At 49.8% G+C, this 26,346-nt stretch carries 24 protein-coding genes, 1 pseudogene and 1 other annotated feature; of the genes and pseudogenes, 17 read left to right on the top strand and 8 right to left on the bottom strand.

Going from position 1 to position 26,346, the window contains the following annotated elements; all coding sequences use genetic code 11:
* Window positions 1-78 precede the first annotated feature (78 nt).
* The 16 genes from AB8809_RS13215 (at window position 79) to ihfA (ending at window position 16,829) form a co-directional block, all read left to right on the top strand.
* Complete coding sequence (locus AB8809_RS13215) at window positions 79-1,302, top strand: OFA family MFS transporter (protein ID WP_349856295.1); 1,224 nt, start codon at window positions 79-81, stop codon at window positions 1,300-1,302.
* A gap of 238 nt (window positions 1,303-1,540) precedes the next feature.
* Complete coding sequence (ugpB, locus tag AB8809_RS13210; protein WP_369986519.1) at window positions 1,541-2,878, top strand: sn-glycerol-3-phosphate ABC transporter substrate-binding protein UgpB; 1,338 nt, start codon at window positions 1,541-1,543, stop codon at window positions 2,876-2,878.
* Window positions 2,879-2,908: 30 nt separating this feature from the next.
* Window positions 2,909-3,757, top strand: coding sequence for a glycerophosphodiester phosphodiesterase family protein (locus AB8809_RS13205; protein WP_349856294.1), 849 nt, complete (start codon window positions 2,909-2,911; stop codon window positions 3,755-3,757).
* Window positions 3,758-3,923: 166 nt separating this feature from the next.
* On the top strand, window positions 3,924-4,805 hold the full coding sequence (gene htpX, locus AB8809_RS13200; RefSeq protein ID WP_015840126.1) for a protease HtpX: 882 nt from the start codon (window positions 3,924-3,926) through the stop codon (window positions 4,803-4,805).
* Between the two features lie 341 nt (window positions 4,806-5,146).
* Window positions 5,147-6,313 carry an oligogalacturonate lyase gene (gene ogl / locus AB8809_RS13195; protein WP_015840127.1) on the top strand — a complete coding sequence of 389 codons (1,167 nt, stop codon included), beginning with the start codon at window positions 5,147-5,149 and terminating at the stop codon, window positions 6,311-6,313.
* Window positions 6,314-6,527: 214 nt separating this feature from the next.
* Complete coding sequence (gene kdgR / locus AB8809_RS13190) at window positions 6,528-7,319, top strand: DNA-binding transcriptional regulator KdgR (RefSeq protein ID WP_015840128.1); 792 nt, start codon at window positions 6,528-6,530, stop codon at window positions 7,317-7,319.
* 257 nt (window positions 7,320-7,576) lie between these two features.
* Window positions 7,577-7,840 carry a YebO family protein gene (locus AB8809_RS13185; protein WP_015840129.1) on the top strand — a complete coding sequence of 88 codons (264 nt, stop codon included), beginning with the start codon at window positions 7,577-7,579 and terminating at the stop codon, window positions 7,838-7,840.
* A 126-nt stretch (window positions 7,841-7,966) separates the two neighbouring features.
* Window positions 7,967-9,367, top strand: coding sequence for an amino acid permease (locus AB8809_RS13180; protein WP_015840130.1), 1,401 nt, complete (start codon window positions 7,967-7,969; stop codon window positions 9,365-9,367).
* Window positions 9,368-9,627: 260 nt separating this feature from the next.
* Window positions 9,628-11,556, top strand: a complete 1,929-nt coding sequence (thrS, locus tag AB8809_RS13175; protein WP_015840131.1) for a threonine--tRNA ligase — start codon at window positions 9,628-9,630, stop codon at window positions 11,554-11,556.
* 3 nt (window positions 11,557-11,559) lie between these two features.
* Window positions 11,560-12,102, top strand: coding sequence for a translation initiation factor IF-3 (infC, locus tag AB8809_RS13170; RefSeq protein WP_015840132.1), 543 nt, complete (start codon window positions 11,560-11,562; stop codon window positions 12,100-12,102).
* A 111-nt stretch (window positions 12,103-12,213) separates the two neighbouring features.
* Entirely contained in the window at window positions 12,214-12,411 is a 198-nt protein-coding gene (gene rpmI / locus AB8809_RS13165; RefSeq protein WP_004263702.1) for a 50S ribosomal protein L35, read from the top strand.
* A gap of 43 nt (window positions 12,412-12,454) precedes the next feature.
* Entirely contained in the window at window positions 12,455-12,811 is a 357-nt protein-coding gene (gene rplT / locus AB8809_RS13160) for a 50S ribosomal protein L20 (RefSeq protein WP_005968887.1), read from the top strand.
* Window positions 12,812-12,910: 99 nt separating this feature from the next.
* Window positions 12,911-13,035 (top strand) — a sequence feature (Phe leader region).
* Window positions 12,917-12,961 (top strand): pheST operon leader peptide PheM, encoded by a 45-nt coding sequence (gene pheM, locus AB8809_RS13155; RefSeq protein WP_106120997.1) that lies wholly within the window; start codon window positions 12,917-12,919, stop codon window positions 12,959-12,961. (Overlaps the previous feature by 45 nt.)
* 107 nt (window positions 13,036-13,142) lie before the next feature.
* The gene (gene pheS / locus AB8809_RS13150; protein WP_015840133.1) at window positions 13,143-14,126 is read left to right on the top strand and encodes a phenylalanine--tRNA ligase subunit alpha; all 984 of its coding nucleotides are present in this window, start codon (window positions 13,143-13,145) and stop codon (window positions 14,124-14,126) included.
* A gap of 14 nt (window positions 14,127-14,140) precedes the next feature.
* Window positions 14,141-16,528: a phenylalanine--tRNA ligase subunit beta gene (pheT, locus tag AB8809_RS13145; protein WP_349856293.1), complete on the top strand. Its 2,388-nt coding sequence runs from the start codon at window positions 14,141-14,143 to the stop codon at window positions 16,526-16,528.
* Window positions 16,529-16,532: 4 nt separating this feature from the next.
* On the top strand, window positions 16,533-16,829 hold the full coding sequence (gene ihfA, locus AB8809_RS13140; RefSeq protein WP_009112984.1) for an integration host factor subunit alpha: 297 nt from the start codon (window positions 16,533-16,535) through the stop codon (window positions 16,827-16,829).
* A gap of 61 nt (window positions 16,830-16,890) precedes the next feature.
* On the opposite strand, the gene AB8809_RS13135 is transcribed toward ihfA, so the two are convergent.
* The 4 genes from AB8809_RS13135 to nadE form a co-directional block, all read right to left on the bottom strand.
* Complete coding sequence (locus AB8809_RS13135) at window positions 16,891-17,265, bottom strand: nitrous oxide-stimulated promoter family protein (RefSeq protein WP_369987594.1); 375 nt, start codon at window positions 17,263-17,265, stop codon at window positions 16,891-16,893.
* A gap of 194 nt (window positions 17,266-17,459) precedes the next feature.
* Entirely contained in the window at window positions 17,460-19,178 is a 1,719-nt protein-coding gene (locus AB8809_RS13130) for an ABC transporter ATP-binding protein (RefSeq protein ID WP_349856292.1), read from the bottom strand.
* Between the two features lie 132 nt (window positions 19,179-19,310).
* Entirely contained in the window at window positions 19,311-20,198 is an 888-nt protein-coding gene (yddG, locus tag AB8809_RS13125; protein WP_349856291.1) for an aromatic amino acid DMT transporter YddG, read from the bottom strand.
* A gap of 212 nt (window positions 20,199-20,410) precedes the next feature.
* Window positions 20,411-21,235 (bottom strand): ammonia-dependent NAD(+) synthetase, encoded by an 825-nt coding sequence (gene nadE / locus AB8809_RS13120; RefSeq protein WP_349856290.1) that lies wholly within the window; start codon window positions 21,233-21,235, stop codon window positions 20,411-20,413.
* Window positions 21,236-21,461: 226 nt separating this feature from the next.
* Here nadE and osmE point away from each other — a divergent pair, with 226 nt between their 5' ends.
* On the top strand, window positions 21,462-21,794 hold the full coding sequence (osmE, locus tag AB8809_RS13115; RefSeq protein WP_015840139.1) for an osmotically-inducible lipoprotein OsmE: 333 nt from the start codon (window positions 21,462-21,464) through the stop codon (window positions 21,792-21,794).
* Window positions 21,795-21,962: 168 nt separating this feature from the next.
* On the opposite strand, the gene AB8809_RS13110 is transcribed toward osmE, so the two are convergent.
* From AB8809_RS13110 to AB8809_RS13095, 4 genes and pseudogenes are all read right to left on the bottom strand, one after another.
* Window positions 21,963-23,357: an L-cystine transporter gene (locus AB8809_RS13110; RefSeq protein ID WP_349856289.1), complete on the bottom strand. Its 1,395-nt coding sequence runs from the start codon at window positions 23,355-23,357 to the stop codon at window positions 21,963-21,965.
* A 239-nt stretch (window positions 23,358-23,596) separates the two neighbouring features.
* Window positions 23,597-24,103, bottom strand: a pseudogene (locus AB8809_RS13105) (metal-dependent hydrolase); the annotation flags it as partial.
* Between the two features lie 110 nt (window positions 24,104-24,213).
* Window positions 24,214-25,176, bottom strand: coding sequence for a pectin acetylesterase PaeX (gene paeX / locus AB8809_RS13100; RefSeq protein ID WP_015840142.1), 963 nt, complete (start codon window positions 25,174-25,176; stop codon window positions 24,214-24,216).
* 352 nt (window positions 25,177-25,528) lie between these two features.
* On the bottom strand, window positions 25,529-26,257 hold the full coding sequence (locus AB8809_RS13095) for an oligogalacturonate-specific porin KdgM family protein (protein ID WP_015840143.1): 729 nt from the start codon (window positions 26,255-26,257) through the stop codon (window positions 25,529-25,531).
* Between the last annotated feature and the right edge of the window lie 89 nt (window positions 26,258-26,346).

The following is a 26,346-nucleotide window of genomic DNA, read 5'->3' as shown; positions in this document are numbered from 1 at the left end:
TTTTTCCGTCTCCACATCAGCTTATATTTTTTAGCGTACCGAGTGAATCGGACCACTTTTTGATGTAGGGGAAAACCCATGAATACCAAACCTGCTAATCGGGGATTGATTGTCCTCGGGACCATTATCACCCAAATGGGACTTGGCACGATTTACACCTGGAGTTTGTTCAATCAGCCGCTGGTGGACAAATTTGGCTGGACGCTGAGTTCAGTAGCAACAACGTTTTCCATCACCAGTTTCTGTCTGGCATTTGCCACGCTATTTGCCGGTAAGTTTCAGGAGCGTATTGGTCTGCGTCGTTTGACCATGGTTGCTGGTATTGCGCTCGGGGCAGGGCTGATGGCGAGTGCGGTGAGCCCGTCGCTGACGCTGATTTACCTGCTAATGGGCGTGGTTGTTGGTTTTGCTGACGGTACGGCTTACATCACGACGCTGTCCAACCTGATCAAATGGTTCCCTAATCGCAAAGGATTAATCGCGGGGATTTCTGTTGGCGCATTTGGTACCGGAAGCCTGCTGTTCAAATACGTAAACAGCTTTTTGATTGCGGAAGTCGGTGTGTCGGAAGCCTTTTTCTACTGGGGCGTTATCGTCATGGCGATGATTCTGGTCGGCAGCTCACTGCTGAAAGAGCCTGCTGCGGTTCCGGTTCAACAGACTGCGGTTCAGGGACAGACACGTGATTTCTCACTGGCTGAAATGTTGGCAACGAAAGAATCGTATTTGCTGTTTATTATCTTCTTCACCGCATGCATGAGTGGCCTGTATTTGATCGGTATTGTAAAAGATATCGGTGTACAAATGGCCGGAATGGATATGGCGATGGCGGCGAATGCCGTGTCGGCGATTGCAATTTTTAATACCGTGGGACGTATTGTACTTGGCGCGCTTTCTGACAGTGTCGGGCGTATGCGGGTAATCAGTTTTACGCTGTTCGTGACGATTCTCGCGGTCTCCGTGATGACATTCCTGCCGCTGAATCCGGTGCTGTTCTTTATCTGTGTCAGCGCGATTGCTTTCTGCTTTGGTGGCAATATTACGGTATTCCCTGCGATTGTCGGCGACTTCTTTGGCCTGAAAAATCACAGTAAAAACTACGGCGTCATTTATCAGGGATTCGGCATTGGCGCGTTGTCTGGCTCGTTTATCGCCGCTCAGCTAGGGGGCTTCCAGGCTACATTTATGGCAATCATCATTATGTCTGTCGTTTCTCTGCTGATTACCTTGTGGGTCAAACCACCTAAACATCAATCGGTCAGCACTTCACTACGTGCGGATATGGCACACGCACAAAGTTAATTGCATATCGTGGCGGGCAGACGACGTTCTGCTCGCCACAAGATTGTCCTGTCATAGCCCTCTCTTACTTGCTGAAATATCGCGATACAGTTCACCACTTCCCCAGTCATCTCCATGTCACAGGTAAATCCTAGCGTCGTTATCAGTGCCGCGTTTTCCTAAAACACATTTTCCAAAACGACACTTTCATAAAAGCAGAGATTTTTTCCTAAAAACAAAGAGTACCGGAGAAAACATCATGACGATTCGGTTTAGGTTCACGTCCGTTTTTCTGATGCTGTTAAATATGGTCTTGCTCGTCCCGCTGTCTGCCAAGGCAGCCGTTGAACTGACGTTTTGGCATGGCATGGACAGCAACCTGAACACGGAATTGATACGGTTGGTCAACCGATTTAACGAATCTCAGACCCTGTACCATGTTGAACCCATCTATAAGGGCAGCTATGAACAGACGCTGGCCGCGGGTATTGCCGCTTATCGCACCGGTAACGCCCCGGATATTTTGCAGGTTTATGATGTTGGTACGCCGAATATGATACACAGCGGGGCGATTATCCCGGTGTTCGACCTGTTCAAACAGGTGGGTATCGATAATGACGAAAAAGCCTTTCTGCCCGCAGTGGCGCTGTTTTACAGCGACAGCCAGACCGGACATCTGATTTCCCAGCCGTTTAACAGTTCAACGCCCGTTCTTTACTACAACAAAGATGCGTTTATTAAGGCTGGGCTCGATCCTGATAAGCCACCGCGAACCTGGAATGAGCTGGAGTACGATGCGGCGCGATTGCGTCAGAGTGGGATGACGTGCGGCTACACGAATGCGGGGCAGCAGGGCTGGATATTACTGGAAGCGTTTAGTGTGTGGAACGGGCTGCCGATCGCGACGAAAAACAATGGTTTCGACGGTGTCGATGCGCATCTGTTGGTGAACGGTCCGTTACAGGTCGCACACATTACCCAGCTTGCGGAGATGATGAAAAAGAACGAATTCAGCTATTTCGGCCGCAATGATGAGGGCACTGCGCGCTTTTATAACGGCGACTGCGGCATCTTGACCACCTCATCGGGCGGGCTACGCAAGATTCAGAACTATGCCAAATTTCACTACGGTGTAGGCATGCTGCCCTACAGCGAAGAAGTTAAAGGCGCGCCACAGAATACGTTTATCGGCGGAGCAAGCCTTTGGGTCATGAAAGGGAAAGCGACCTCGCATTATCAAGGTATTGCTGAATTCCTGCATTTCCTGACGCTGCCGGAAAATGCGGCCGAATGGCATCAGATGACGGGCTATCTGCCAGTGACACAACCCGCTTACGAACTCACGCGCGAGCAGGGGTTTTATGTCAGATACCCCGGCAGCGATGTTGCTATGAAACAGCTTACCAATAAACCGCCACTGCCTTATACGCGCGGGTTCCGCTTGGGCAATATGCCGCAAATTCGCACCATCATGGATGAAGAGCTGGAGAAAGTATGGGCAGAACAGGAAACGCCACAACAGGCGCTGGACAATGTGGTTTCGCGGGGCGATCTCCTGTTGCAGCATTTCGCGCAGTCGGTTTCCCGTCATTCGTGATATTCCCCGTTTATTTGGAGCTTTCGACTGATGACAAAGCAAAATAAAGGTATGACTCAGAGTGTCATCGCGGCGCAAAATGCGACAGTTCTGGCCGTCGCACATCGCGGCGTTTGGGCATCGGCACCGGAAAATTCGCTGGCAGCGCTACGCGAGGCGATTCGTCTGGGCGTTGATATCGTAGAGATTGATGCGCAATTGACGGCAGATAGCCACGTTGTGGTGATTCATGATGACACGCTCGATCGCACGAGCGATATGCGCGGTCGCGTTAGTCAGATGACGCTAGCAGAAATTCGTCGAGCGCGTCTGCGCGGGAGCGACGGCGATTTGGCATGGCCATTGAGTGACGAAAAGGTGCCGCTGTTATATGAAGTTCTCGAAGAGGCGCGAGGACGGGTTGTCATCAACGTGGATGTTAAACATGCGCGAGAATTTGATGTGATTGCCCGCGATATTCGCGATAAAGGCTTGAGTTCTGGCGTGATCATGAAAAGTCCGGTTGATCTTGCATCTGCCTCTTTTCCCATTGCATCACCGTCGCGGGATACCCAGATACCCTATATGCCGATGATCCACCTCAAGCGGGGAGAAACTGCCGGCATTCTGCGGCAGGTTGATGACATTGGCGTCGCTATTGTGGAAGCCAATTTTGATCATATTGATGCAGTGATCGAAGCGTATGCCGAGTTTCAACGGCTTGGGGTGAGGATTTGGGTGAACACGCTGGATTGCTCGCATTCTCTCGACTATAGCGATACGCGCGCCTTAGCGGATCCTGAAGCCGTATGGGGAGCATTGATTCACGCCGGGGTGGGGGCAATTCAGGTCGATCACGCTGATGCGTTTATTGATTTTCGATCGGCGCTGTCGCGCTGATTTGCCGCAGGATTAACAGCAGGCAGGACGCTGCTTTCCTTTTGAAAAATGTAAAGTTATGTGGATTTAGTAACTGAAAAGTTAAGAATGCTTGAAAATGCCACGGCAACCCATACGATGTAGGTGTTGCAAACTTTATTTTTCTGCGAGAGGAAATCAGACCTTTATGATGCGTATTGCGCTTTTCCTGATCACCAACCTGGCGGTGATGTTGGTTTTCGGGCTGGTACTCAGCCTGACGGGAATTCAGTCCAGCAGTGTCCAGGGCTTAATGATTATGGCTGGGCTGTTTGGCTTTGGCGGTGCGTTTGTTTCACTGCTGATGTCTAAATGGATGGCGTTACGGTCCGTTGGCGGTGAAGTCATTGAACAACCACGTAACGAAACTGAACGTTGGCTGGTGGAAACCGTTCGTACACAGTCACAGCAGGCAGGGATCGCGATGCCGCAAGTGGCAATCTACCACGCGCCGGACATCAATGCGTTTGCGACGGGCGCCCGCCGCGATGCATCGCTGGTGGCAGTCAGTACCGGTTTGTTGCAAAACATGAGCCGTGACGAAGCAGAAGCTGTTATCGCGCATGAAATCAGCCACATCGCAAATGGCGACATGGTGACCATGACGTTGGTTCAGGGGATAGTGAACACCTTCGTTATCTTCGTTTCTCGTCTGATCGCTCAGGTCGTTTCCGGTTTCCTGTCCGGCAACCGTGATGAAGGTGAAAGCAGTAACGGCAACCCGCTGGTTTATTTTGCTGTCGCAACCGTGCTGGAACTGGTGTTTGGTATTCTTGCCAGCATTATTACCATGTGGTTCTCACGCTACCGTGAATTCCATGCAGATGCGGGTTCCGCCAAGCTGGTGGGGCGTGAGAAAATGATCGCTGCACTGCAGCGCCTGAAGACCAGTTATGAACCGCAAGAGGAAAGCAGCATGATGGCTTTCTGTATCAACGGTAAATCAAAATCCTTCAGCGAACTGTTTATGTCTCACCCGCCGTTGGATAAGCGCATTGAAGCGCTGCGCTCCGGTGATTACCTGAAGTAATTCACGATATTCTCTTCCCAAAGGCCCATTCGGGCCTTTGTTATTTCTGCGTTTATTGATTCAGCCAACCTGTGCTTTCTCTCTCCATGTGTTTTCATTAGATCTGAAACAGGTGGTGAAAAGAGAAAGAATGTTTTATAAAATAAAACCACGATCACGGAAAAATGAAACATTGTTTCTATAATGCCGATATAACAGGCGTCTCGCGTGAGATTGGTGGCCTGATTTTTGAACAACCGATGTCGGGGTAACCCGTTTGTCTGGCGTTCGGAATGTCAGGTTGTCGAAGAGTATCTGCGTGTGGCGTCAGATTCTTCATGACAAGTTCTAAGGATTTACGGATGGCCAAAGGTAACAAGATCCCCCTAACGTTCCATACCTACCAGGATTCAGCAACCGGCACCGAAGTTGTGCGTTTAACCCCGCCCGATGTTATCTGCCATCGCAATTATTTCTACCAGAAGTGTTTCTTCAACGACGGCAGTAAGCTGCTGTTTGGTGCTGCGTTTGACGGCCCGTGGAACTACTATCTGCTGGATTTAAAAGAGCAGAGCGCTACGCAGTTGACAGAAGGTAAAGGCGACAACACCTTCGGTGGTTTCCTGTCTCCGAATGACGATGCGCTGTATTACGTTAAAAATACCCGTAATCTGATGCGTGTCGATCTGGCTACGCTGGAAGAGAAAACAATTTATCAGGTGCCTGACGATTGGGTCGGCTACGGTACCTGGGTTGCCAACTCCGATTGCACCAAAATGGTCGGTATTGAGATCAAAAAAGAAGACTGGAAACCACTGACCGATTGGAAAAAATTCCAGGAATTCTACTTCACTAATCCTTGCTGCCGCCTGATTCGTGTCGATTTGGTCACAGGCGAAGCGCAGACTATCCTTCAGGAAAATCAGTGGCTGGGTCACCCAATCTACCGTCCGGGTGATGACAACACGGTTGCTTTCTGCCACGAAGGCCCGCATGACTTGGTTGATGCCCGTATGTGGTTCATCAACGAAGATGGCACCAACATGCGTAAAGTGAAAGAGCATGCTGAAGGCGAAAGCTGCACCCACGAATTCTGGGTACCAGATGGTTCCGCGATGATCTATGTCTCTTACCTTAAAGACGATAGCAATCGCTATATCCGCAGCATTGATCCGGTTACGCTGGAAGATCGTCAACTGCGTGTCATGCCACCGTGTTCTCACCTGATGAGTAACTATGATGGCACGCTGTTGGTGGGTGACGGTTCCGATGCACCAGTAGACGTACAGGACGATGGCGGCTACAAAATCGAGAACGATCCGTTCCTGTATGTTTTCAACCTGAAAACCGGCAAAGAACACCGTATTGCACAGCACAATACATCATGGGAAGTATTGGAAGGGGACCGTCAGGTAACTCACCCACATCCTTCTTTCACGCCGGATAATAAACAAGTCCTGTTTACTTCTGACGTAGATGGCAAACCTGCGCTGTATCTGGCGAAGGTTCCTGATTCAGTCTGGAACTAATAATACTAATAAATCCGCGTCACATTTTATGGCGCGGATTATTTTAAAATATTTACTTACATATTATTTTATTAAGTCTCTGACGCGGTTATTTCTCAAATTCAACTTGATTATCGTTATTGCTCCATTGCCATAATCAAAGCGTTCCCTTTATACTAAAACCATTGTTCTATTTTTTTTAAAACAAAAAAACCTGAGTAGGGTAACCACAAAAATGGCTATTGCAGATTTAGATAAACAACCCGATTCCGTGTCGTCCGTTTTAAAGGTTTTTGGTATTTTGCAGGCATTAGGTGAAGAGAGAGAAATTGGTATTACCGAGCTTTCTCAGCGAGTCATGATGTCTAAGAGTACCGTTTACCGCTTCTTGCAGACGATGAAATCCCTGGGCTATGTTGCGCAGGAAGGTGAATCAGAGAAATATTCGCTAACGCTCAAGTTATTTGAACTTGGTGCAAAAGCATTGCAGAACGTAGATTTAATCCGCAGTGCGGATATACAGATGCGTGAGTTGTCTGCACTAACGCGGGAAACGATCCACCTTGGCGCGTTGGATGAAGACGGCATCGTTTATATCCACAAGATTGATTCGATGTATAACCTGCGCATGTATTCGCGCATTGGTCGTCGTAATCCGCTGCACAGTACCGCAATCGGTAAAGTGCTGTTGGCATGGCGCGATCGTGGCGAAGTGGCCGAAGTTCTGTCGACTGTCGAATTCACCCGTAGTACACCGCACACATTGTGTACTGCTGAAGATCTTCTCAACCAATTAGACGTTGTCCGCGGACAAGGTTACGGAGAAGATAACGAAGAGCAGGAAGAAGGACTGCGTTGTATCGCTGTGCCAGTATTTGATCGCTTTGGCGTTGTGATTGCTGGCCTCAGTATTTCTTTCCCAACGATTCGTTTTTCAGAAGAAAACAAACACGAATACGTGGCTATGCTGCATACTGCCGCCAGAAATATCTCTGAGCAAATGGGCTACCACGATTACCCTTTCTGATATTCACTATCGATTCCTGAGCCTGTCCTTGTCGACAGGCTTTTTTATGGAATGCCATCTCTGCCGCCACCCTGCGGGTCGTCGCAAACGACGTTGAAAAACGTTCCCCACGTTTTTTATTTTTTTGCACCAATACGATAGCGATGCGCATTGATACGATATGAGTAACGGATAGGGTTGGGTATCGAACTTGGCTACGCCACGGTGTTAAGATAGCCCACAGGTACCTGTCATAAGTGGTTATAAGTGGAGTCGTTGTGAACATATTAGAAGTGGTGTTTGTCTTGCTGGTGGTGCTGCTGGCCGCGCTGGTCTGGTTTTTTGTTAATCGAGCGAGCGTCAGAGCGAATGAGCAAGTGAAATTGCTGCAAGAGATCGTAGAGCAGCAGCGCCAGCAGTTAGCGTTATTGAAAAAATTGCTGCCTCAAACTTCAGAGAAAAGTGAGCCCGAAACGCTGGCCGCCGAGTTGGAGCGTGATGACGTGGAGTTAACGTTTAAAAGTGTCATCCCTGAACGTTAATGGTTTATCACCGTGTCGCGTTTAAACCCCTATCCCTTTGCCTGCTTGCGTCATCCTTCATAGTGATGACGTGAGCGGGCATTGTTATAAAAATGAAGAAGGCTTTACAGGAAGCACAAAAACAACATGGCAAATGCGCAAAACAACATAGCAAATGATCAGCAGGAGTTGGTTTTAAAACGAGGGTTAAAAAACCGACATATCCAACTGATAGCGCTGGGTGGCGCTATTGGTACCGGATTGTTTTTAGGAATATCGCAGACAATCCAAATGGCCGGGCCGTCCGTTTTATTGGGCTACGCGATTGCGGGAATGATTGCGTTTCTGATTATGCGACAGTTGGGTGAGATGGTGGTGGAAGAGCCCGTAGCGGGTTCATTTAGCCATTTTGCCTATAAATACTGGGGCGATTTTGCGGGCTTTCTGGCTGGTTGGAACTACTGGGCGATGTTTATTCTGGTAGGGATGGCTGAACTGACAGCTGTGGGGATTTATATCCAATATTGGTGGCCTGAGACACCAACCTGGCTGTCCGCCGCGATATTCTTCGTACTGATTAACCTGATCAATTTGGTGAATGTGCGGATGTTTGGTGAAACGGAATTCTGGTTTGCCATTATCAAAGTGCTGGCCATCGTCGGGATGATAGTCTTCGGTAGCTGGTTGCTGCTGAGTGGCAATGGCGGCGAAACAGCCACGGTGCGCAACTTATGGATTCATGGCGGATTCATGCCGAATGGCGCAAGTGGATTGATCATGGCGATGGCCGTGATTATGTTTTCATTCGGCGGACTCGAATTGGTGGGTATCACCGCTGCAGAAGCTGCCGATCCGAAACGTTCTATCCCTCAGGCGACTAATCAGGTGGTTTACCGCATCCTGATTTTCTATATCGGCGCGTTGTCTATTTTGTTATCACTTTATCCGTGGGGGAATGTCGTCGATGGCGGTAGCCCGTTTGTTCTTATTTTCCATGCGCTGAACAGCAATATAGTGGCAAACGTACTTAACATCGTGGTACTGACAGCAGCGTTATCGGTTTACAACAGCGGCGTGTACTGTAATAGCCGGATGCTGTACGGTTTGGCAAAACAGGGGAATGCGCCGAAGTCTCTCGCGAAGGTCAACGCGCGCGGTGTTCCCGTTCGCTCTATCGCGCTGTCAGCCTTAGCGACATCCTTCGGCGTGGCGATCAACTACCTGATGCCAGGCAAAGCCTTTGAGCTGCTGATGGCACTGGTGGTGTCGACGCTGGTGATTAACTGGATCATGATCTGCTTTGCGCACCTGCGTTTCCGTCAGGCGATGATTGAGAAGGGGATTGTCCCTGCATTCAAAGCCTTCTGGTATCCGTGGGGCAATTACGTGTGTCTGGCGTTTCTGGCGGGGATTTTAGTGATTATGCTGCTGTCGCCGGGAATTCGCATTTCGGTCATTTTAATTCCGTTCTGGATTGCTGTTATTTGGCTTGGTTTCCGATTTTCCCGCAAAAATAACGCGGCGTTGAAATCGACGCAAACACAGTAAACACTTCCGTGGCCTGTTCATCACGCGGTAACGATGCACAGGCTACCCATCTGGCTTTAACACACCACTTATAAGGTGTATTATTGTCGCCGACGTTATCCATGTCACGCTAGTGCACGCCTTTAGTCGTGTGCATCATGTGTATATATTTCACAGAGTACAGAGGAATAGCATGGTTAACACTTTTGATTTTCAATTGATATACGATTTTTTGCATGTGAGCTTTCGTGTGGCTCACCACTGTAAATAAGGGAATTATAATGCCAGTTATCACCCTTCCTGATGGAAGTCAGCGTCATTACGACCATGCCGTTTCTCCCCTGGATGTTGCACTTGATATCGGTCCCGGTCTGGCAAAAGCCTGTATCGCCGGACGTGTCAATGGCGAGTTAGTTGACGCCAGCGATAAGATCGATACCGATGCGCAGTTAGCCATCATCACTGCCAAAGATGAAGCAGGTCTGGAAATTATTCGCCACTCCTGTGCGCATTTGTTGGGTCATGCGATCAAGCAATTGTGGCCAGATACCAAAATGGCGATTGGTCCGGTTATCGATAACGGTTTTTACTATGACGTAGATATCGACCGTACCCTGACTCAGGAAGATATTGAACTGCTCGAAAAGCGTATGCACGAACTTGCTGACACTGACTATGACGTCATTAAGAAAAAAGTCAGCTGGCAGGAAGCGCGCGACGCGTTCGCTGCACGCGGTGAGACCTACAAAATGGCGATTCTGGATGAGAACATCAGTCGCGATGATCGTCCGGGTCTGTATCACCATGAAGAATACATCGATATGTGCCGTGGTCCGCACGTACCGAATATGCGTTTCTGCCATCATTTCAAATTGCAGAAAACGTCAGGCGCCTACTGGCGCGGCGACAGCAAAAACAAAATGCTGCAACGCATCTACGGCACTGCCTGGGCAGATAAAAAGCAGTTGGCTTCTTACCTGCAACGTCTGGAGGAAGCTGCTAAGCGCGACCATCGCAAGATCGGCAAACAGCTGGACCTGTATCACATGCAGGAAGAAGCGCCGGGTATGGTGTTCTGGCACAACGACGGTTGGACGATCTTCCGTGAGTTGGAAGCGTTTGTGCGTATGAAGCTGAAGTCGTACCAGTATCAGGAAGTAAAAGGTCCATTCATGATGGATCGCGTGATGTGGGAAAAAACCGGTCACTGGGAAAACTACAAAGAAGCGATGTTCACGACCTCATCAGAGAACCGTGAATACTGCATCAAGCCGATGAACTGCCCGGGTCACGTACAGATTTTCAATCAGGGATTGAAATCATACCGCGATCTGCCGCTGCGTATGGCTGAGTTCGGTAGCTGTCACCGTAATGAACCATCAGGCTCTCTGCATGGCTTAATGCGCGTGCGTGGTTTTACCCAGGACGATGCGCACATCTTCTGTACGGAAGAGCAGGTTCGCGATGAAGTGAACAGCTGCATTAAGATGGTGTATGACATGTACAGCACCTTCGGTTTTGAAAAAATCGTGGTGAAACTGTCTACACGTCCTGAAAAGCGCATTGGTAGCGATGAGATGTGGGATCGTGCTGAAGCCGATTTGGCCGCAGCGTTGACTGAAAATAACATCGAATTTGACTATCAGCCGGGTGAAGGGGCGTTCTACGGCCCAAAAATTGAATTTACCCTGCATGACTGTTTGGATCGTGCGTGGCAGTGTGGTACGGTGCAACTCGACTTTTCATTACCGGGTCGCCTGAATGCGTCTTACGTTGGCGAAAGCAACGAACGTCAGGTGCCGGTTATGATTCACCGGGCTATTTTGGGATCAATGGAGCGTTTCATCGGTATTCTGACCGAAGAATTCGCCGGTTTCTTCCCAACCTGGTTAGCTCCGGTTCAAGTAGTGATTATGAATATCACGGATACTCAGTCTGATTATGTCAACGAATTGACCCGAAAACTGCAAGAAGCGGGCATTCGAGTAAAAGCAGACTTGAGAAATGAGAAGATAGGCTTTAAAATCCGCGAGCACACTTTACGGCGGGTTCCCTATATGTTGGTTTGTGGCGACAAAGAAGTTGAGGCAGGAAAAGTTGCTGTCCGTACTCGTCGCGGTAAAGACCTGGGGAGCCTGGATGTCAGTGAAGTCATCAGTAAGCTGCAGCAAGAGATTCGCAGCCGTAGTCTTCATCAATTGGAGGAATAAGGTATTAAAGGCGGAAAACGAGTTCAACCGGCGCGTCCTAATCGCATCAACAGAGAAATTCGCGCACATGAGGTACGCCTGACAGGCGTCGAAGGCGAACAGCTTGGCATTGTCAGTCTGAATGAAGCATTAGAAAAAGCCGAGGAAGCAGGTGTTGATTTAGTTGAAATCAGTCCGAATGCCGAGCCGCCGGTTTGCCGAATCATGGATTACGGCAAGTTCCTCTATGAGAAGAGTAAGGCCACAAAGGAACAGAAGAAGAAGCAAAAAGTTATTCAGGTCAAGGAAATCAAATTCCGACCTGGTACCGATGATGGCGACTATCAGGTCAAACTACGCAACCTGATTCGCTTTCTGGAAGATGGTGACAAAGCCAAAATCACACTGCGTTTCCGCGGGCGTGAAATGGCGCACCAACAGATTGGTATCGAAGTGCTTAACCGCGTTCGTGACGATCTGAGTGAACTGGCTGTCGTCGAATCCTTCCCTACGAAGATCGAAGGCCGTCAGATGATCATGGTGCTAGCACCGAAGAAGAAACAGTAAGGCATTCAAGTAACAGGACCACACTGCTTTTCTTGCGTTAAGCAATAAATTTGTGCGGTTTTGTTCGCCTTATCTGATTCGTTTTATTAACAATGCGAAGTGGAAATAAAAATGCCAAAGATTAAAACAGTACGTGGCGCCGCTAAACGCTTCAAAAAAACCGCCGGTGGTGGTTTCAAGCGTAAGCATGCTAACCTGCGTCATATTCTGACCAAAAAATCGACTAAGCGTAAACGTCACCTGCGTCCGAAAGGCATGGTCTCCAAAGGAGATCTGGGCCTGGTTGTCGCATGTCTGCCGTACGCATAAGTAACCTTTTTTTAATTCAGAATAAGACTTTAGGAGAGAGCATATGGCTCGCGTAAAACGTGGTGTAGTTGCCCGTGCACGTCACAAGAAAATACTGAAACAAGCGAAAGGTTACTACGGTGCCCGTTCGCGTGTTTATCGTGTTGCCTTCCAGGCAGTAATCAAAGCTGGTCAATACGCTTACCGCGACCGTCGTCAACGTAAACGTCAATTCCGTCAGCTGTGGATTGCACGTATCAATGCAGCAGCCCGTCAAAATGGCTTGTCTTACAGCAAATTCATCAACGGCCTGAAAAAAGCCTCTGTTGAAATTGACCGTAAGATTCTGGCTGATATCGCCGTATTCGACAAATTAGCGTTCAGCGCTCTGGTCGAAAAAGCGAAAGCAGCCCTGGCGTAAGTCAGTTGAGAGAGGGAGCTTTGGCTCCCTCTTTTCGTCAAGTGCCACAGGTCGTTTTATTATTCTCGACACTTTTTGTGATTCTCAAGACAAGGTAACGCAGGTATGAATGCTGCTATTTTCCGTTTCTTTTTTTACTTTAGCGCCTGAACTCAGGGGGCTTTGCGCGTAAGAAAAGAAACGAAAAGTAGCGCTTAAGCCTCCCTCAGGGAGGCTTTTTTGTTTACAACAATCGGTTTTTGCTATTGTTTTTAGTAATATTCATCGCTTTAGTAAAACGACATTCTTCAATCATGACCGTTGGCCACATAGGCAGAAAAAGAGGAACACAATGCCACATCTCGCAGAGCTGGTTGCTAAAGCCAGAACAGCTATAGAAGAGGCCCAGGATGTTGCCGCACTGGAAAATGTGCGTGTCGAATATCTGGGTAAAAAAGGTCACTTAACCCTTCAGATGACCTCGCTGCGCGAGTTGCCGGCTGAAGAACGCCCTGCTGCGGGTGCCGTCATTAATCAGGCTAAGCAAGACGTTCAAGACGCGCTGAATGCCCGTAAGCACACGCTGGAATCCGCGGAGTTAAATGCGCGTCTGGCGCAAGAAACCATCGATGTATCTCTGCCGGGCCGTACGATTGAGAACGGTGGTCTGCATCCGGTAACGCGTACTATCGATCGCATCGAAACCTTCTTCGGCGAACTGGGCTTCTCCGTTGTAACCGGGCCTGAAATCGAAGATGACTACCACAACTTTGATGCGCTGAATATTCCTGGGCATCACCCTGCGCGCGCTGATCACGACACGTTCTGGTTTGATGCGACACGCCTGCTGCGTACGCAGACGTCTGGCGTTCAGATTCGTACGATGGAAAAGCAGCAGCCGCCTATTCGTATCATTGCGCCGGGTCGCGTCTATCGTAACGATTACGATCAGACCCACACGCCGATGTTCCATCAGATGGAAGGGTTGATCGTCGATAAAGACATCAGCTTCACCAACCTGAAAGGTACGCTGCATGATTTCCTGCGTAATTTCTTTGAGGAAGATTTGCAGGTTCGCTTCCGTCCTTCTTATTTCCCGTTTACCGAGCCGTCCGCTGAAGTAGATGTGATGGGTAAAAACGGCAAATGGCTGGAAGTTCTGGGTTGCGGCATGGTGCACCCGAATGTCCTGCGTAATGTCGGTATCGATCCAGAAGTGTATTCCGGCTTCGCGTTCGGTATGGGTATGGAGCGCCTGACGATGCTGCGCTATGGCGTGACCGATCTGCGTGCATTCTTCGAAAACGATCTGCGTTTCCTCAAACAGTTTAAGTAAGGCGGGTATACATCATGAAATTCAGTGAACTCTGGTTACGCGAGTGGGTAAACCCGGCGGTTGACAGTGAAACGCTATCCGAACAAATCACGATGGCAGGGCTGGAAGTGGATGGCGTTGAGCCGGTTGCTGGCGCATTCCACGGTGTGGTTGTCGGTGAAGTGGTTGAATGTGGGCAACACCCGAATGCAGACAAACTGCGTGTAACGAAAGTCAATGTAGGCGGCGATCGCCTGCTGGACATCGTGTGCGGCGCACCGAACTGTCGTCAGGGGCTGAAAGTAGCGGTGGCGACGGTAGGTGCCGTGTTGCCGCGCGATTTCAAAATCAAAGCCGCCAAACTGCGTGGCGAGCCGTCTGAAGGCATGCTGTGCTCATTTTCCGAATTGGGCATTTCCGACGATCACGACGGCATCATCGAACTGCCAGCCGATGCGCCAATTGGTACGGATATTCGTGACTACCTGAAGCTGGATGACAACGCGATTGAAATCAGCGTGACGCCAAACCGCTCAGATTGCCTCGGCATCATCGGCGTGGCACGTGACGTAGCTGTGTTGAACCAACTGGCGTTGAATGCACCGGCTATTGAACCCGTTGCTGCAACCATTCAGGATACTTTCCCGATTCAGGTCGATGCACCGCAGGCATGCCCGCGTTACTTAGGCCGTGTGGTGAAAGGCATCAATGTTAAGGCGGCAACGCCGCTGTGGATGCGTGAAAAGCTGCGCCGCTGTGGTATTCGTTCTATCGATCCGGTGGTGGACGTGACGAACTACGTTCTGCTGGAGCTCGGCCAGCCGATGCACGCATTCGATCTCGACCGCCTCAATGGCGGTATCATCGTGCGTATGGCGAAAGAGGGCGAAACGCTGACGCTGCTGGATGGCAACGAAGCGAAACTGAATGCAGATACGCTGGTTATTGCTGACCAGCAGAGCGCGCTGGCAATGGGCGGTATCTTTGGCGGCGAGCATTCTGGCGTCAATGAAGCCACGCAGAACGTTCTGCTGGAATGTGCCTATTTTAATCCGCTGTCAATTACCGGGCGCGCACGTCGCCACGGCTTGCACACCGATGCTTCCCACCGCTACGAGCGTGGCGTCGATCCGGCGTTACAACACAACGCTATTGAGCGCGCGACTCGCCTGCTGATCGATATCTGTGGTGGCGAAGCGGGGCCGGTTGTTGATGTAACCAGCACGGCAGATCTGCCGACGCGCGCAACGATTACACTGCGCCGTGAGAAGCTTGATCGTTTGATTGGACATGTGATCGCCGATGAGCAGGTTAGCGATATTCTGCAACGTCTGGGCTGTAATGTGACGAAAACCGACGCAGGCTGGCAGGCGACGGCTCCGAGCTGGCGTTTCGACATGGAAATTGAAGAGGATCTGGTTGAAGAAGTCGCGCGTATTTACGGCTACAACAACATTCCGAATATTCCTACTCAGGCTCCGTTGATCATGACCTCGCATCGCGAAGCGTCACTGTCATTGAAGCGTGTGAAGACATTATTAGTCGACCACGGCTACCAGGAAGCAATTACTTACAGTTTTGTGGACCCGAAAATTCAGGGATTAATCCACCCTGATGAAGCGTCATTAAGCCTGCCGAGCCCGATTTCTGCAGAAATGTCGGTGATGCGTCTGTCGCTGTGGAGCGGCCTGCTGAGCGCGGCGGTGTATAACCAAAACCGTCAGCAAAGCCGTCTGCGTTTGTTTGAGAGCGGCCTGCGTTTTGTCCCGGACAGCAGTGCCGATCTGGGTATTCGTCAGGATCTGATGCTGGCGGGTGTGATTACCGGCACGCGCTATGAAGAACATTGGGATCTGGCGCGTCAGGCTGTTGACTTCTATGATTTAAAAGGCGATTTGGAAGCTGTACTGGCATTGACGGGCAAATTGTCTGAAATCGAATTCAAGGCCGAAAACAATCCGGCATTGCATCCGGGACAAAGTGCTGCTATTTATCTGGGCGAAGAACGTATTGGATTTATTGGCGTTATTCACCCAGAACTGGAGCGCAAGTTGGATCTCAACGGGCGCACCGTGGTGTTCGAACTGTTGTGGGATAAGGTCGCAGACCGCGTATTGCCTGAGGCGAACGAGGTTTCCCGCTTCCCAGCGAACCGTCGTGATATTGCCGTTGTGGTCGCTGAAAATGTCCCTGCTGGAGATATTTTGGCCGAGTGTAAGAAAGTTGGCGCAAATCAGTTAGTTGGCGTAAACTTATTCGACGTGTACCGAGGGAAGGGCGTAGCGGAAGGTTATAAGAGTCTGGCTATCAGTCTGACCCTGCAAGATACCACGCGTACACTGGCAGAAGAGGAAATTGCTGCTACCGTTGCAGAATGCGTAGCAGCATTAAAACAGCGATTCCAAGCATCCTTGAGGGATTGAACCTATGGCGCTTACTAAAGCTGAAATGTCAGAATACCTGTTTGAGAAGCTCGGGCTGAGCAAACGGGATGCCAAAGAGCTAGTCGAGCTGTTTTTTGAAGAAGTTCGTCGCGCTTTGGAAAATGGCGAGCAGGTCAAGTTGTCAGGTTTTGGCAATTTTGATTTGCGAGACAAGAACCAACGTCCGGGACGTAACCCAAAAACTGGCGAAGATATTCCGATTACGGCGCGCCGTGTGGTCACGTTCCGTCCGGGGCAAAAGCTAAAAAGCAGGGTAGAGAACGCCTCTCCCAAAGAGTAATCGTGTCACCCAAAAAGGCCGCGCAAGCGGCCTTTTCCTATTTGATTCGTCTTCACTTCATCTATCTCAATGTCGCGTCGGTATCCACCGGTGCCGTTTGCTGCGAGGCTAAACGGGTTGCCCGCTCGGTTGACGCTTTTGGCGCGGTTTCTTTCTTCGGCTTCGGATAATCCGGCACCGGTCGATGATCGTCAATCAAGTGACGTATTGCCAGAATCGGGTGACGTAACAGCATCCGCGGCCCTGACCAGCGCATAATCGCTTTTATTGCTTCACGTCTGGCAGGTTGATAGCAGTGGATAGGGCAATGCTTACACGCAGGTTTATCTTCACCGAAATGACAGCGCTCCAGACGCTTGATGGCGTAGCTGAATAAGTCTTTATACTGCGCGTTATCGTCGGTTTCAGGGTGGTGCTTTTCATACAATTCAATCATCAATCCGACGGTACGGATCTCCCTCTGTCGGTATTTTCCCAGGGGTTTTCTCGCCATGTGCGTCATGTCCTGATGAAACTATAATAAGTGTATTTTAAATGCAATTTATTGCAAGAGAAACCTCTTAAGTCACATCGATGCATAAAAGGAGAGAGAAAAAGGCGAGGAGAACCCTCGCCGAAGGAGGTGAAGAATCAGGCCTGGCCGAACTGTGCCTGATGTAATCTGGCATAAATACCGCTTTGTTCCAGCAGCCCCTGATGGCTACCTTGCTCAATGATGCTGCCGTTATCTACCACCACAATACGCCCGGCATTCTGTATGGTTGCCAGCCTGTGAGCGATGACCAACGTGGTACGTCCTGCCGAAAGTTCGCTGAGAGACTGTTGTATTGCCTGTTCCGTTGCCGTATCCAGCGCGGATGTTGCTTCGTCAAGAATCAGAATCGGTGGATTTTTCAGGAAGATGCGCGCGATCGATAGGCGTTGTTTCTGCCCGCCCGACAACTTAACGCCGCGCTCACCGACCACGGTATCCAGCCCATCGGGCAGATTCTCGATCAGTTCATCTAACCGTGCACGCCGTGCGGCTTCCATGATTTCGTCATCGCTGGCATCAAGTTTGCCGTAGGCGATATTTTCCCGAATGGTGCCGCCGAACAGGAATACATCCTGCTGTACGATGCCGATTTGGCTGCGTAGCGACGCTTGTGTCATCTGACGGATATCCATACCGTCAATGGTGATGGCTCCGCTGGTTAAATCGTAGAAGCGGGGAAGCAGAGAACAAAGCGTCGTTTTACCCGCGCCGGATGGGCCGACAAAGGCTACGGTTTCCCCGGCACGAATCGACAGGTCGATATTACTGAGAATCGGGCGATCGGCGGAATAGCCAAAGCTCACCTGATTAAACCGGATATCGCCTTTCAACTGCTCGGCATCACGTGCGTCGGGGGCATCGGCAATCTCGGGAACGGTATCGATCAGCTGGGTAAAGCGTTTGAAGCCCGCAATGCCTTTAGGATAGCTCTCCAACACCGAGGTAATTTTTGCCACTGGGCGGAAGAAAACTTCAATCAGCAGCAGGAAGCCGATAAAACCGCCGTAGCTGAGTTCACCCTGAATGACATACCAAATACCTGCCAGCATGACGATAAGCTGTATCAGACGCGTGCTGAGGTAGCTGAGCGTTAGACTGGCGGTCATGATGCGATAGGCCTGCAATTTGGTTCGGCGGTAGTTTTCGTTATCGTTAGAGAACAGTTTTTTCTCATGCGCTTCATTAGCAAACGCTTTAACGACGCGGATACCGCCTACGCTCTCTTCAATCCGGGCGTTGAAATTGCCAACCTGACCGAAGAGTTGACGCCAGGTTTCCGTCATGCGGGCGCCATAGCGGCTGACGAGATACGTCATGAAAGGCACGATAATAATCGTCAGCAGCGCCAGGTTCAGGTGAACGGTCGCCATCAGGATGAACGCACCGATGAAGGTCATGATCGCGAGGAAGAGGTCTTCCGGGCCGTGGTGGGCGATTTCTCCGACTTCTTCCAGATCTTTGGTGACGTGGGTGATGATATGCCCGGTCTTCATATTATCGTAGTAACGGAACGGCAAATTTTGCAGGTGTTCAAAGGCCTGCCGCCGCATATCGGTTTCAATCCCTACGCCCAGTGCGTGTCCCCAATAGTTGACGATGGCCATCAGCGCGGTATTCAGCAGATAGATCGCCAGTAGCGCCACCGACGCTAGCAGGATTAGCGACCAGTCCTGAGCCGGTAACAGTTTGTCGATGAACGCTTTAATCGCCATCGGAAACCCTAATTCAAGCAGGCCAGCGATGATGGCGCAGCCGAAATCGAGAACGAATAACCCTTTGTAAGGGGAATAGTAAGAGAAGAAGCGTCTTAACATGTGTGACTGTTTTTAGGTAACCAAATGTGAGGGTGACTATAACAGCTTAGCGAGAGGAATGTGACCGCGTGCAGATTAAGGTTTTTATTGGCCGGGGAGTTCTGACTGAAAACAGAGGGGGACGACAGCAGATCAGTTCGTGGGCGACCGTGTTGCATACCAGCAGAGCAGTGAACCTGCTGTAACCATGGCGACGCCTTGCCAGAACGACATGGCGGGCGTGATATTGAGCCAGAGCGCAGCAAGCAACGTGGAAAGCACGGGGGTAAAGTAAGACGCAGCTGCCAGTAGCGTCAGGTTGCCGTGCTGAATACCGATATTCCAGGCGGAATAGGCCAGAGCGGTCGACGCGCCCATAAAAATCAGTTGCAGCGAACTCGGCAACGTTAATGAAATCGTACCTTCGGTGCTGAAGGAATATTGAATCCATAGCACGAGGGAGGAAACGAAAAAGAACAATGATACGCCGCTTTTTCCCTGTCCGTAACGCTTAGTGATATTGCAATAGAGTGCCCAGGTCAGTGCCGCAGAAAATGCCAGACTGTAGGCTAGCGGGTTGGCAAGAATGTTGTTCCATAGAAGTTCTGGTGTCCAGTTGCTGTCTCCTTTCATAATCCACACAATGCCGCCCAGCGCGAGTGCGAGGCCGGGCCAGAGCAGGAAACGGCTTTTTTGCTGATTGATAAAAAGAGAAAAGAAAATGGTCAGACTGGGCCATAAATAGTTAATCATCCCGATTTCTATCGCCTGCATGCGGCTATCCGCTAACCCAATCGAGAGTGATAGAAATATCTCGTAGCAGACAAACATCGCACCACCGGCGAACAAATAGACGTTGGGCAGTGTTTTAATACGAGGCAAACCATAAAAAGCGACTAAACATAGTGTGCTGGTGGAATAAATCATCGCGGCACCACCGATGGGGCCAAGTGCTTCTGTCAGGCTGCGGATAAGCCCAACGGATGTGCTCCATAGAATGATTGCCAGTAACCCCGTGAGCGTGGCACGTTGTGGCGTCATATTTATTCCTGTCATCCTTCAGACTGCCTTTGCACTGACTATTATTCTCGGCCTTTCTATGGGGCTCGCTCTTACGGGCAATGTTTCGCCTTGTTCCAAACGCTAGCGTTTTGTTCCGCCACTCGAATGATTGGGAGAACCGTGAAGCGTATAGAAAAATCAAGAGCAAATCGGGTGCCATTATCCGCGCCCGATTTGCTCACTGCGATGATTTATCGCCAGAAATCATCAAAAATGGTAATCGGCGGACGGCGCTTATGTTCGGTTTTGCGATACCAGTTTTCGATAATGGCTGCATCCTTAGGCTCAATCTGCTTGCCTTCCAGATAGTCGTCGATCTTTTCATAGGTGACACCCAGCGCGACCTCATCTGCGAGAGACGGGCGATCTTCTTCCAGATCGGCGGTGGGGGCTTTGGTATAAAGATGAGAAGGGCAGCCCAGTTCGCGCAGCAGCGCTTTGCCTTGACGCTTGTTCAGTCGGAAAATCGGGTTGATATCGGTACCGCCATCGCCGTATTTGGTGAAAAAGCCCGTTACCGCTTCTGCGGCATGATCGGTGCCGACGACCAGCCCGGCGTTCATTCCCGCAATACTGTACTGCGCTTTCATCCGTTCTCTGGCTTTCTCGTTGCCTTTGACAAAATCGGAAATCTCCACGCCAATGGCGCGTAAGGTGGCTTCACTGGCCTCAATAGCGGGCTTGATGTTAACGGTTAACACGCGGTCCGGTTGGATGAAGGCGATGGCATCCTGACAGTCGGCTTCATCCGCCTGTACGCCGTAAGGCAGTCGAACGGCGATGAACTGATAGCGAGCGTTCCCCGTTTCATTGCGTAATTCCGTGATAGCCGTCTGGCACAGTTTGCCGGTCAGCGTAGAATCCTGACCGCCGCTGATACCCAAAACTAACGACGTAACGAACGGGTGAGCATTCAGATAATTCTTTAAAAAATCAACGCTAACGCGGATTTCCTGTGCTGGTTCGATGCTGCTTTTCACTCCCAACGCAGTGATAATGTCGTTTTGTAATGACATGCCATCCCCCTCCTGAACTTATTGATACTGCAAAAGAATTATTACGATTGCCTGAGTGTAAAACGAATTGGCGTGAAGAAAAAGAACAAGCTGTCAGGTAGTCATTTTCCCTATAGGTAACCGGTTTTTGACTATCGGCCAATATGTTACATATCCACGTTATGATTTGAAAAAGTGGTCGCCGCCGACTAGCCTTAGGGTGACCCATTCATAATGAGGTGATGAGATGAAGAATAACAGATTACTGATGTGTATTGCGGCAGCAGGTGCTGTCATGTTGGCGGGATGTTCGGCTTATAACAAAGCAGAAAGCTATGTCAATGAGCCTGTGGTGAAAGATGTGAAGGTGGGAATGACGAAGCAGCAGGTTCATCAGATTGCGGGGACGGGCGGCACTGAGAAACGTTTGGTGAATGCCAAGGGTACCTGCAGTGATTATCTGCTGAAAAACCGCGATGGTACCGCGCAGAACTATTTCGTGAGCTATAACGACACAGGGCATGTTCTCAATAAAGGCTTCCAGAGCTGCCAGGCTTACGATACTAACCCACAGCGCTAGTTAACCTGATAGCACGATATCGTTATTAGAAAAGTGTTATAAAAAACGTAGGGAACGTTGTCAACGTTGTGCAGCAACGACCCGAAGGGTGAGGGACAAGGATATCCATCATAAAAAAACGCCGACAGCTCCAGCCGTCGGCGTTTTTTTATGTGCAGCAAGCGTGGCTTAACGGTGTGTCAGTTCCGCGTCATCCTGCGCGTTGAAAACCGTTTTATCTGTTTGTTTCATCAGTTGGCTGGTGACGGTACCGGCCGTCATCGAACCGCTGACGTTAAGCGCAGTACGGCCCATATCGATAAGTGGCTCAATGGAGATCAGCAGCGCAACGAGGGTCACCGGCAGCCCCATCGCAGGCAGGACGATGAGTGCGGCAAAGGTTGCGCCGCCACCGACACCGGCTACGCCGGCAGAACTGATCGTGACGATACCGACCAGCGTCGCGATCCAGACAGGATCCAGCGGGTTAATGCCGACCGTTGGGGCGACCATGACGGCCAGCATTGCCGGATAAAGCCCTGCACAGCCATTCTGACCGATGGTCGTACCGAAAGAGGCTGCGAAGCTGGCGATAGACTGCGGTACGCCAATACGGCGCGTTTGCGCCTCAATGCTGAGTGGGATCGTCGCTGCACTGGAGCGGCTGGTAAACGCGAACGTCAGCACTGGCCAGACTTTACGATAAAAACGCGCCGGATTGATACCGGTGAAAGACAGAATCAGCGCATGGACGCCGAACATAATCGCCAGCCCCAGATAGGACGCGACAACGAAACTACCCAGCTTGAGGATGTCTTGCAGGTTAGAACTGGCGACCATTTTGGTCATTAACGCCATGACGCCGTATGGGGTCAATTTCATCACCAGACGAACGAGCTTCATCACCCAGGATTGCAGCGTATCAATGGCGGTTAACACAAGTTCGCCTTTCACCGCATCATCTTTCAGTAGTTGCAGGGCGGCCACGCCAAGGAACGCCGCGAAGACGACGATACTGATAATGGACGTCGGGTTAGCGCCGGTCAGCTCAGCAAACGGGTTTTTAGGAATGAATGACAGGATAAGCTGAGGAACGTTAAGGTCAGCAACTTTACCGGCATAGTTGTTTTCAATCGCCGTTAATCGCGCGGTTTCTTGTGCGCCTTGCACTAACCCGGTAGCCGTCAGGCCAAACAAGTTAGTCACAAAGACGCCGACCAACGCAGAAATCAGCGTGGTGATCAACAGGGTGGAAAGCGTTAATAGGCTGATTTTCCCTAATGACGACGCATTATGCAGCTTGGCAACAGAATTCAGGATGGAGATAAATACCAGCGGCATGACGATCATCTGTAACAGCTGCACATAGCCATTACCGACGATGTTAAACCATGAGATGGACTGTTTAATGACCGGGTTGTCGCCGCCATAAATCAGATGCAGCGCCAGGCCAAATAATACCCCGACAACCAAACCCAGCAACACTTTCTTTGCCAGACTCCAGGAGGCGTTACGGCTGGCGTAACCGAGTCCGAGTAGTAATACGACAAATAGCAGAATATTTATGAGTAGCGGAAAATTCATCCGGCTTTGCTCCCTATCAGTGAATCGCACCACATTGGCCACGCCCTGCGTCACAACGCAGAACGGTAGAGGCAGTGTGATCTTTTGCGATAAAAAATAACAAACGCGCACAGGATAACAGGTCTTTTGCCATCATGTTACAGACATATGTCTGACGGTAGGTCACGCGGCTATTTCACATATTGAAAGAGGTACGTTTGGGCTGACTGCAAAAAGCGAAATGACTGCTCGTAGGTACAGCAATTCAAATTCTTCTGCGGTTGATACAGTGAAAAACCGATACAGGCAATGCACAGGAATCGCTCCAGTTGATTACCTTTTTGGCTGTTTAAGAGCGGTAAGCGGAAACGCCAGCGGCAGGGCCAAAGCAGGGGAACACCTGAGGGGGTCAGCATGTCAGCAAGGATATGGCTCAAATAGCCGACGATCATGGCATGGTAAGCATCAGTCGGAATCGGCCAATCTGGCGGCAGACGCGTTTGAATAAAGAAGATACCGGCGGCGATAGCAAGGAGGCTGTGTGTAAACCCTCGATGGCCAAAGAGGCGGGCAATCGGCGCGGAAAGCCACTTAAGGCGCTGTCCGAGGACAGATTTGGGGTGATCGATATCGGGCAGCAGCGCGGTAAGGAGTGCACCGGGAATAATGTGCCACCAGTCTCCGGCAGCCAGCGCGGGCGATAATTCAACTTTTTTAGCCAGAATCGCGCAGGCAACAGAAAACAGCAGGTGTCCTTCCGCAGTCATGAAACGTCTCAAATAAAACTGTTATTTTATACAGTATAAGAGATTATCCCTGCCTGCGGAAGCGGTGACGGCGTAACGATTTATTTCGGCTATGGTGTGCTTGCCGCCTTTTATGGCACGGCTTTCGGCTGTTCTGTGCTTACCGGTAAAACACGCAGCCAGTTGTCCAGAAGCTGAGGCCAGGCAGCGGCAGGCAGCCCTTTGGTACCGCGCAGGCCGAAACCGTGTTTACCTTTCTCAAAGAGATGCATTTCAACCGGAATTTGTTTTGCCCGCAGTGCGCTGAACATCACCAGACTGTTATCAACCGATACCGAAGGGTCATCAACCGCATGCACCAGAAACGTAGGGGGCGTTTGCGCGGTAACCTGTTTCTCTGGAGAGTAACGCAGCACCTGCGCTTCTGTCGGCTGTTCGCCGATCAACTGTTTGCGCGAGCCTGCATGTGCAATATCCGCCTGCATCGAAATCACGGGGTACATCAGCACCATGAAATCAGGACGTGCACTTACGCTATCAATGGCGTCTGTCGCGGGGTAAACGGACTGCGCAAATCGGGTTCCGAGGCTGGCAGCAACATGACCACCGGCGGAAAACCCCATAATACCGATGCGCTGCGGGTTAATGTGCCATTTCTCAGCGTTGGCTCTCAAGGTTCTTATAGCACGCTGTGCATCGGCCAATGGAGCATCAGCGCCTTCTTTATGGCCTTCACCGGGCATACGGTAGGTCATCACAAAAAGCGTGTATCCCTGCTGATTAAAGAAAGGGGCCAGATCGCTGCCTTCCTTATCCAACACCACGCGCTGGTAAGAGCCGCCTGGTGTAATGAGCAATGCCATGCCATTGGGCTTCTCTGCTGGATAAACGGTAATTTCAGGGCTGCGGATACCGGTTGCTGCCCGATCGGGAAGAGAAGGATCTTTGCTTCGTTCGACCAGTTGCGGCTGTGCCGTTGAAGAAGAGGCTCCCGGCGCTTCGCCGTGTGGCCAGACAGGAAAAACAGGTTGGGCGTAACTGAATCCATTTACAGACATCATAATGGCCCCGACAAGCAGAGAACGAACAATCATGATAGATCACCTGACAAAGGGAAGGAGGGGGGAAATCGTTGGGCGATGGTAAAAAAATAGGGTAGCCATCACATCGGAGAAAAAATGACCACCCTGAACCGCAAATTTTAATAAAGAAATAACATTCATACACGAAGAGGGTAAATCAGACACAGCAATTCCAACAGCTAAAACGCATGCAGCTAAATCGTATTTAACGACACCACATGTAACAACGAAACGTAACTAACTTGCTAAACCTACTACGGACATAATAAAGAGATGTTAATGATAAAAATAAAACCGAGTGAATCAATTAACACTAACATCCCTTTGCCAACTCATAACGCTTATTTAAATAATAAGGCCGTTATTAGAAGCTGTATTGCACACCAACACGGTAACGAGTTTGACGCTCGTCAGTGTTTTTATCACCGACAACGTTACCGATGGCCATATAAGGTTTCCAGTTTTTGTCTAACTTATAAGCCAATTTAACATCGTGCTCGATCTTCCAGTTTTCTTTGTCTGCTTGAAAACCACTCGGCCCTGCTTTGTTGGCTTTTTTGTAATCTAATTCATAATCAATCTGGTAATCTTTCAGGAATTTATAGCTAACAACTGCGGTCAGGTTGTAACCAGTTTCTTTGGTATAATTGGCTGGTCCTGTTTTAGTTGTATTTGCATTTTTTCTTAAGTAGTAAGGACGATAACGGAGAGAAGTTGAAAGATCGTCTGTGATGTTAATTTTACCGCGCAGATAAGGGCGATAGTTGTTAGAGTCAGAGCTTGAATCTAAAGAGAAACCTGGTTCCAGAGAGAAAGTTTTATTGAAGTTGTACACATAGCTGGCAACGACTTCAGTACCGTTGCTGACAGGTTCATTAAATGGTTTATTCGGAGTGTTGTCTGAACCAGATTGTTTCCATTTCGCTTCAGCAGATAAACCAAAACCATTAGCAAAACGGTGAGACATTGAAAGACGATCTTTATGGTCGTTTTTGACAGTGTCTTGCATTTCATGACGGTAATCAATTGTCACAGCCATTGCATTCACACTAATTAATGACGTAACAGCCAGAGCTAGTAATTTAAATTTCATTGTTATATTCCCTATTGGTTAGGATATTGCTTAATTAAAAACGCGCATTATGCTTTTTGGGACAAGTTCTATTCTATTTATTATTAAAC

Origin of the sequence: Pectobacterium aroidearum (genome assembly GCF_041228105.1) — a bacterium.
Lineage (GTDB): Bacteria > Pseudomonadota > Gammaproteobacteria > Enterobacterales > Enterobacteriaceae > Pectobacterium > Pectobacterium aroidearum.
The sequence above is the reverse complement of the archived record's forward strand: the minus strand, read 5'-3'. Positions and strand labels throughout refer to the sequence as shown.

Coding starts and splice junctions, on each gene's coding strand:
- AB8809_RS13215 (WP_349856295.1), top strand. CDS start 79: ATGAATACCAAACCTGCTAATCGGGGATTGATTGTCCTCGGGACCATT.
- ugpB (WP_369986519.1), top strand. CDS start 1,541: ATGACGATTCGGTTTAGGTTCACGTCCGTTTTTCTGATGCTGTTAAAT.
- AB8809_RS13205 (WP_349856294.1), top strand. CDS start 2,909: ATGACAAAGCAAAATAAAGGTATGACTCAGAGTGTCATCGCGGCGCAA.
- htpX (WP_015840126.1), top strand. CDS start 3,924: ATGATGCGTATTGCGCTTTTCCTGATCACCAACCTGGCGGTGATGTTG.
- ogl (WP_015840127.1), top strand. CDS start 5,147: ATGGCCAAAGGTAACAAGATCCCCCTAACGTTCCATACCTACCAGGAT.
- kdgR (WP_015840128.1), top strand. CDS start 6,528: ATGGCTATTGCAGATTTAGATAAACAACCCGATTCCGTGTCGTCCGTT.
- AB8809_RS13180 (WP_015840130.1), top strand. CDS start 7,967: ATGGCAAATGCGCAAAACAACATAGCAAATGATCAGCAGGAGTTGGTT.
- thrS (WP_015840131.1), top strand. CDS start 9,628: ATGCCAGTTATCACCCTTCCTGATGGAAGTCAGCGTCATTACGACCAT.
- rpmI (WP_004263702.1), top strand. CDS start 12,214: ATGCCAAAGATTAAAACAGTACGTGGCGCCGCTAAACGCTTCAAAAAA.
- rplT (WP_005968887.1), top strand. CDS start 12,455: ATGGCTCGCGTAAAACGTGGTGTAGTTGCCCGTGCACGTCACAAGAAA.
- pheS (WP_015840133.1), top strand. CDS start 13,143: ATGCCACATCTCGCAGAGCTGGTTGCTAAAGCCAGAACAGCTATAGAA.
- pheT (WP_349856293.1), top strand. CDS start 14,141: ATGAAATTCAGTGAACTCTGGTTACGCGAGTGGGTAAACCCGGCGGTT.
- ihfA (WP_009112984.1), top strand. CDS start 16,533: ATGGCGCTTACTAAAGCTGAAATGTCAGAATACCTGTTTGAGAAGCTC.
- AB8809_RS13135 (WP_369987594.1), bottom strand. CDS start 17,265: ATGATTGAATTGTATGAAAAGCACCACCCTGAAACCGACGATAACGCG.
- AB8809_RS13130 (WP_349856292.1), bottom strand. CDS start 19,178: ATGTTAAGACGCTTCTTCTCTTACTATTCCCCTTACAAAGGGTTATTC.
- yddG (WP_349856291.1), bottom strand. CDS start 20,198: ATGACGCCACAACGTGCCACGCTCACGGGGTTACTGGCAATCATTCTA.
- nadE (WP_349856290.1), bottom strand. CDS start 21,235: ATGTCATTACAAAACGACATTATCACTGCGTTGGGAGTGAAAAGCAGC.
- osmE (WP_015840139.1), top strand. CDS start 21,462: ATGAAGAATAACAGATTACTGATGTGTATTGCGGCAGCAGGTGCTGTC.
- AB8809_RS13110 (WP_349856289.1), bottom strand. CDS start 23,357: ATGAATTTTCCGCTACTCATAAATATTCTGCTATTTGTCGTATTACTA.
- paeX (WP_015840142.1), bottom strand. CDS start 25,176: ATGATTGTTCGTTCTCTGCTTGTCGGGGCCATTATGATGTCTGTAAAT.
- AB8809_RS13095 (WP_015840143.1), bottom strand. CDS start 26,257: ATGAAATTTAAATTACTAGCTCTGGCTGTTACGTCATTAATTAGTGTG.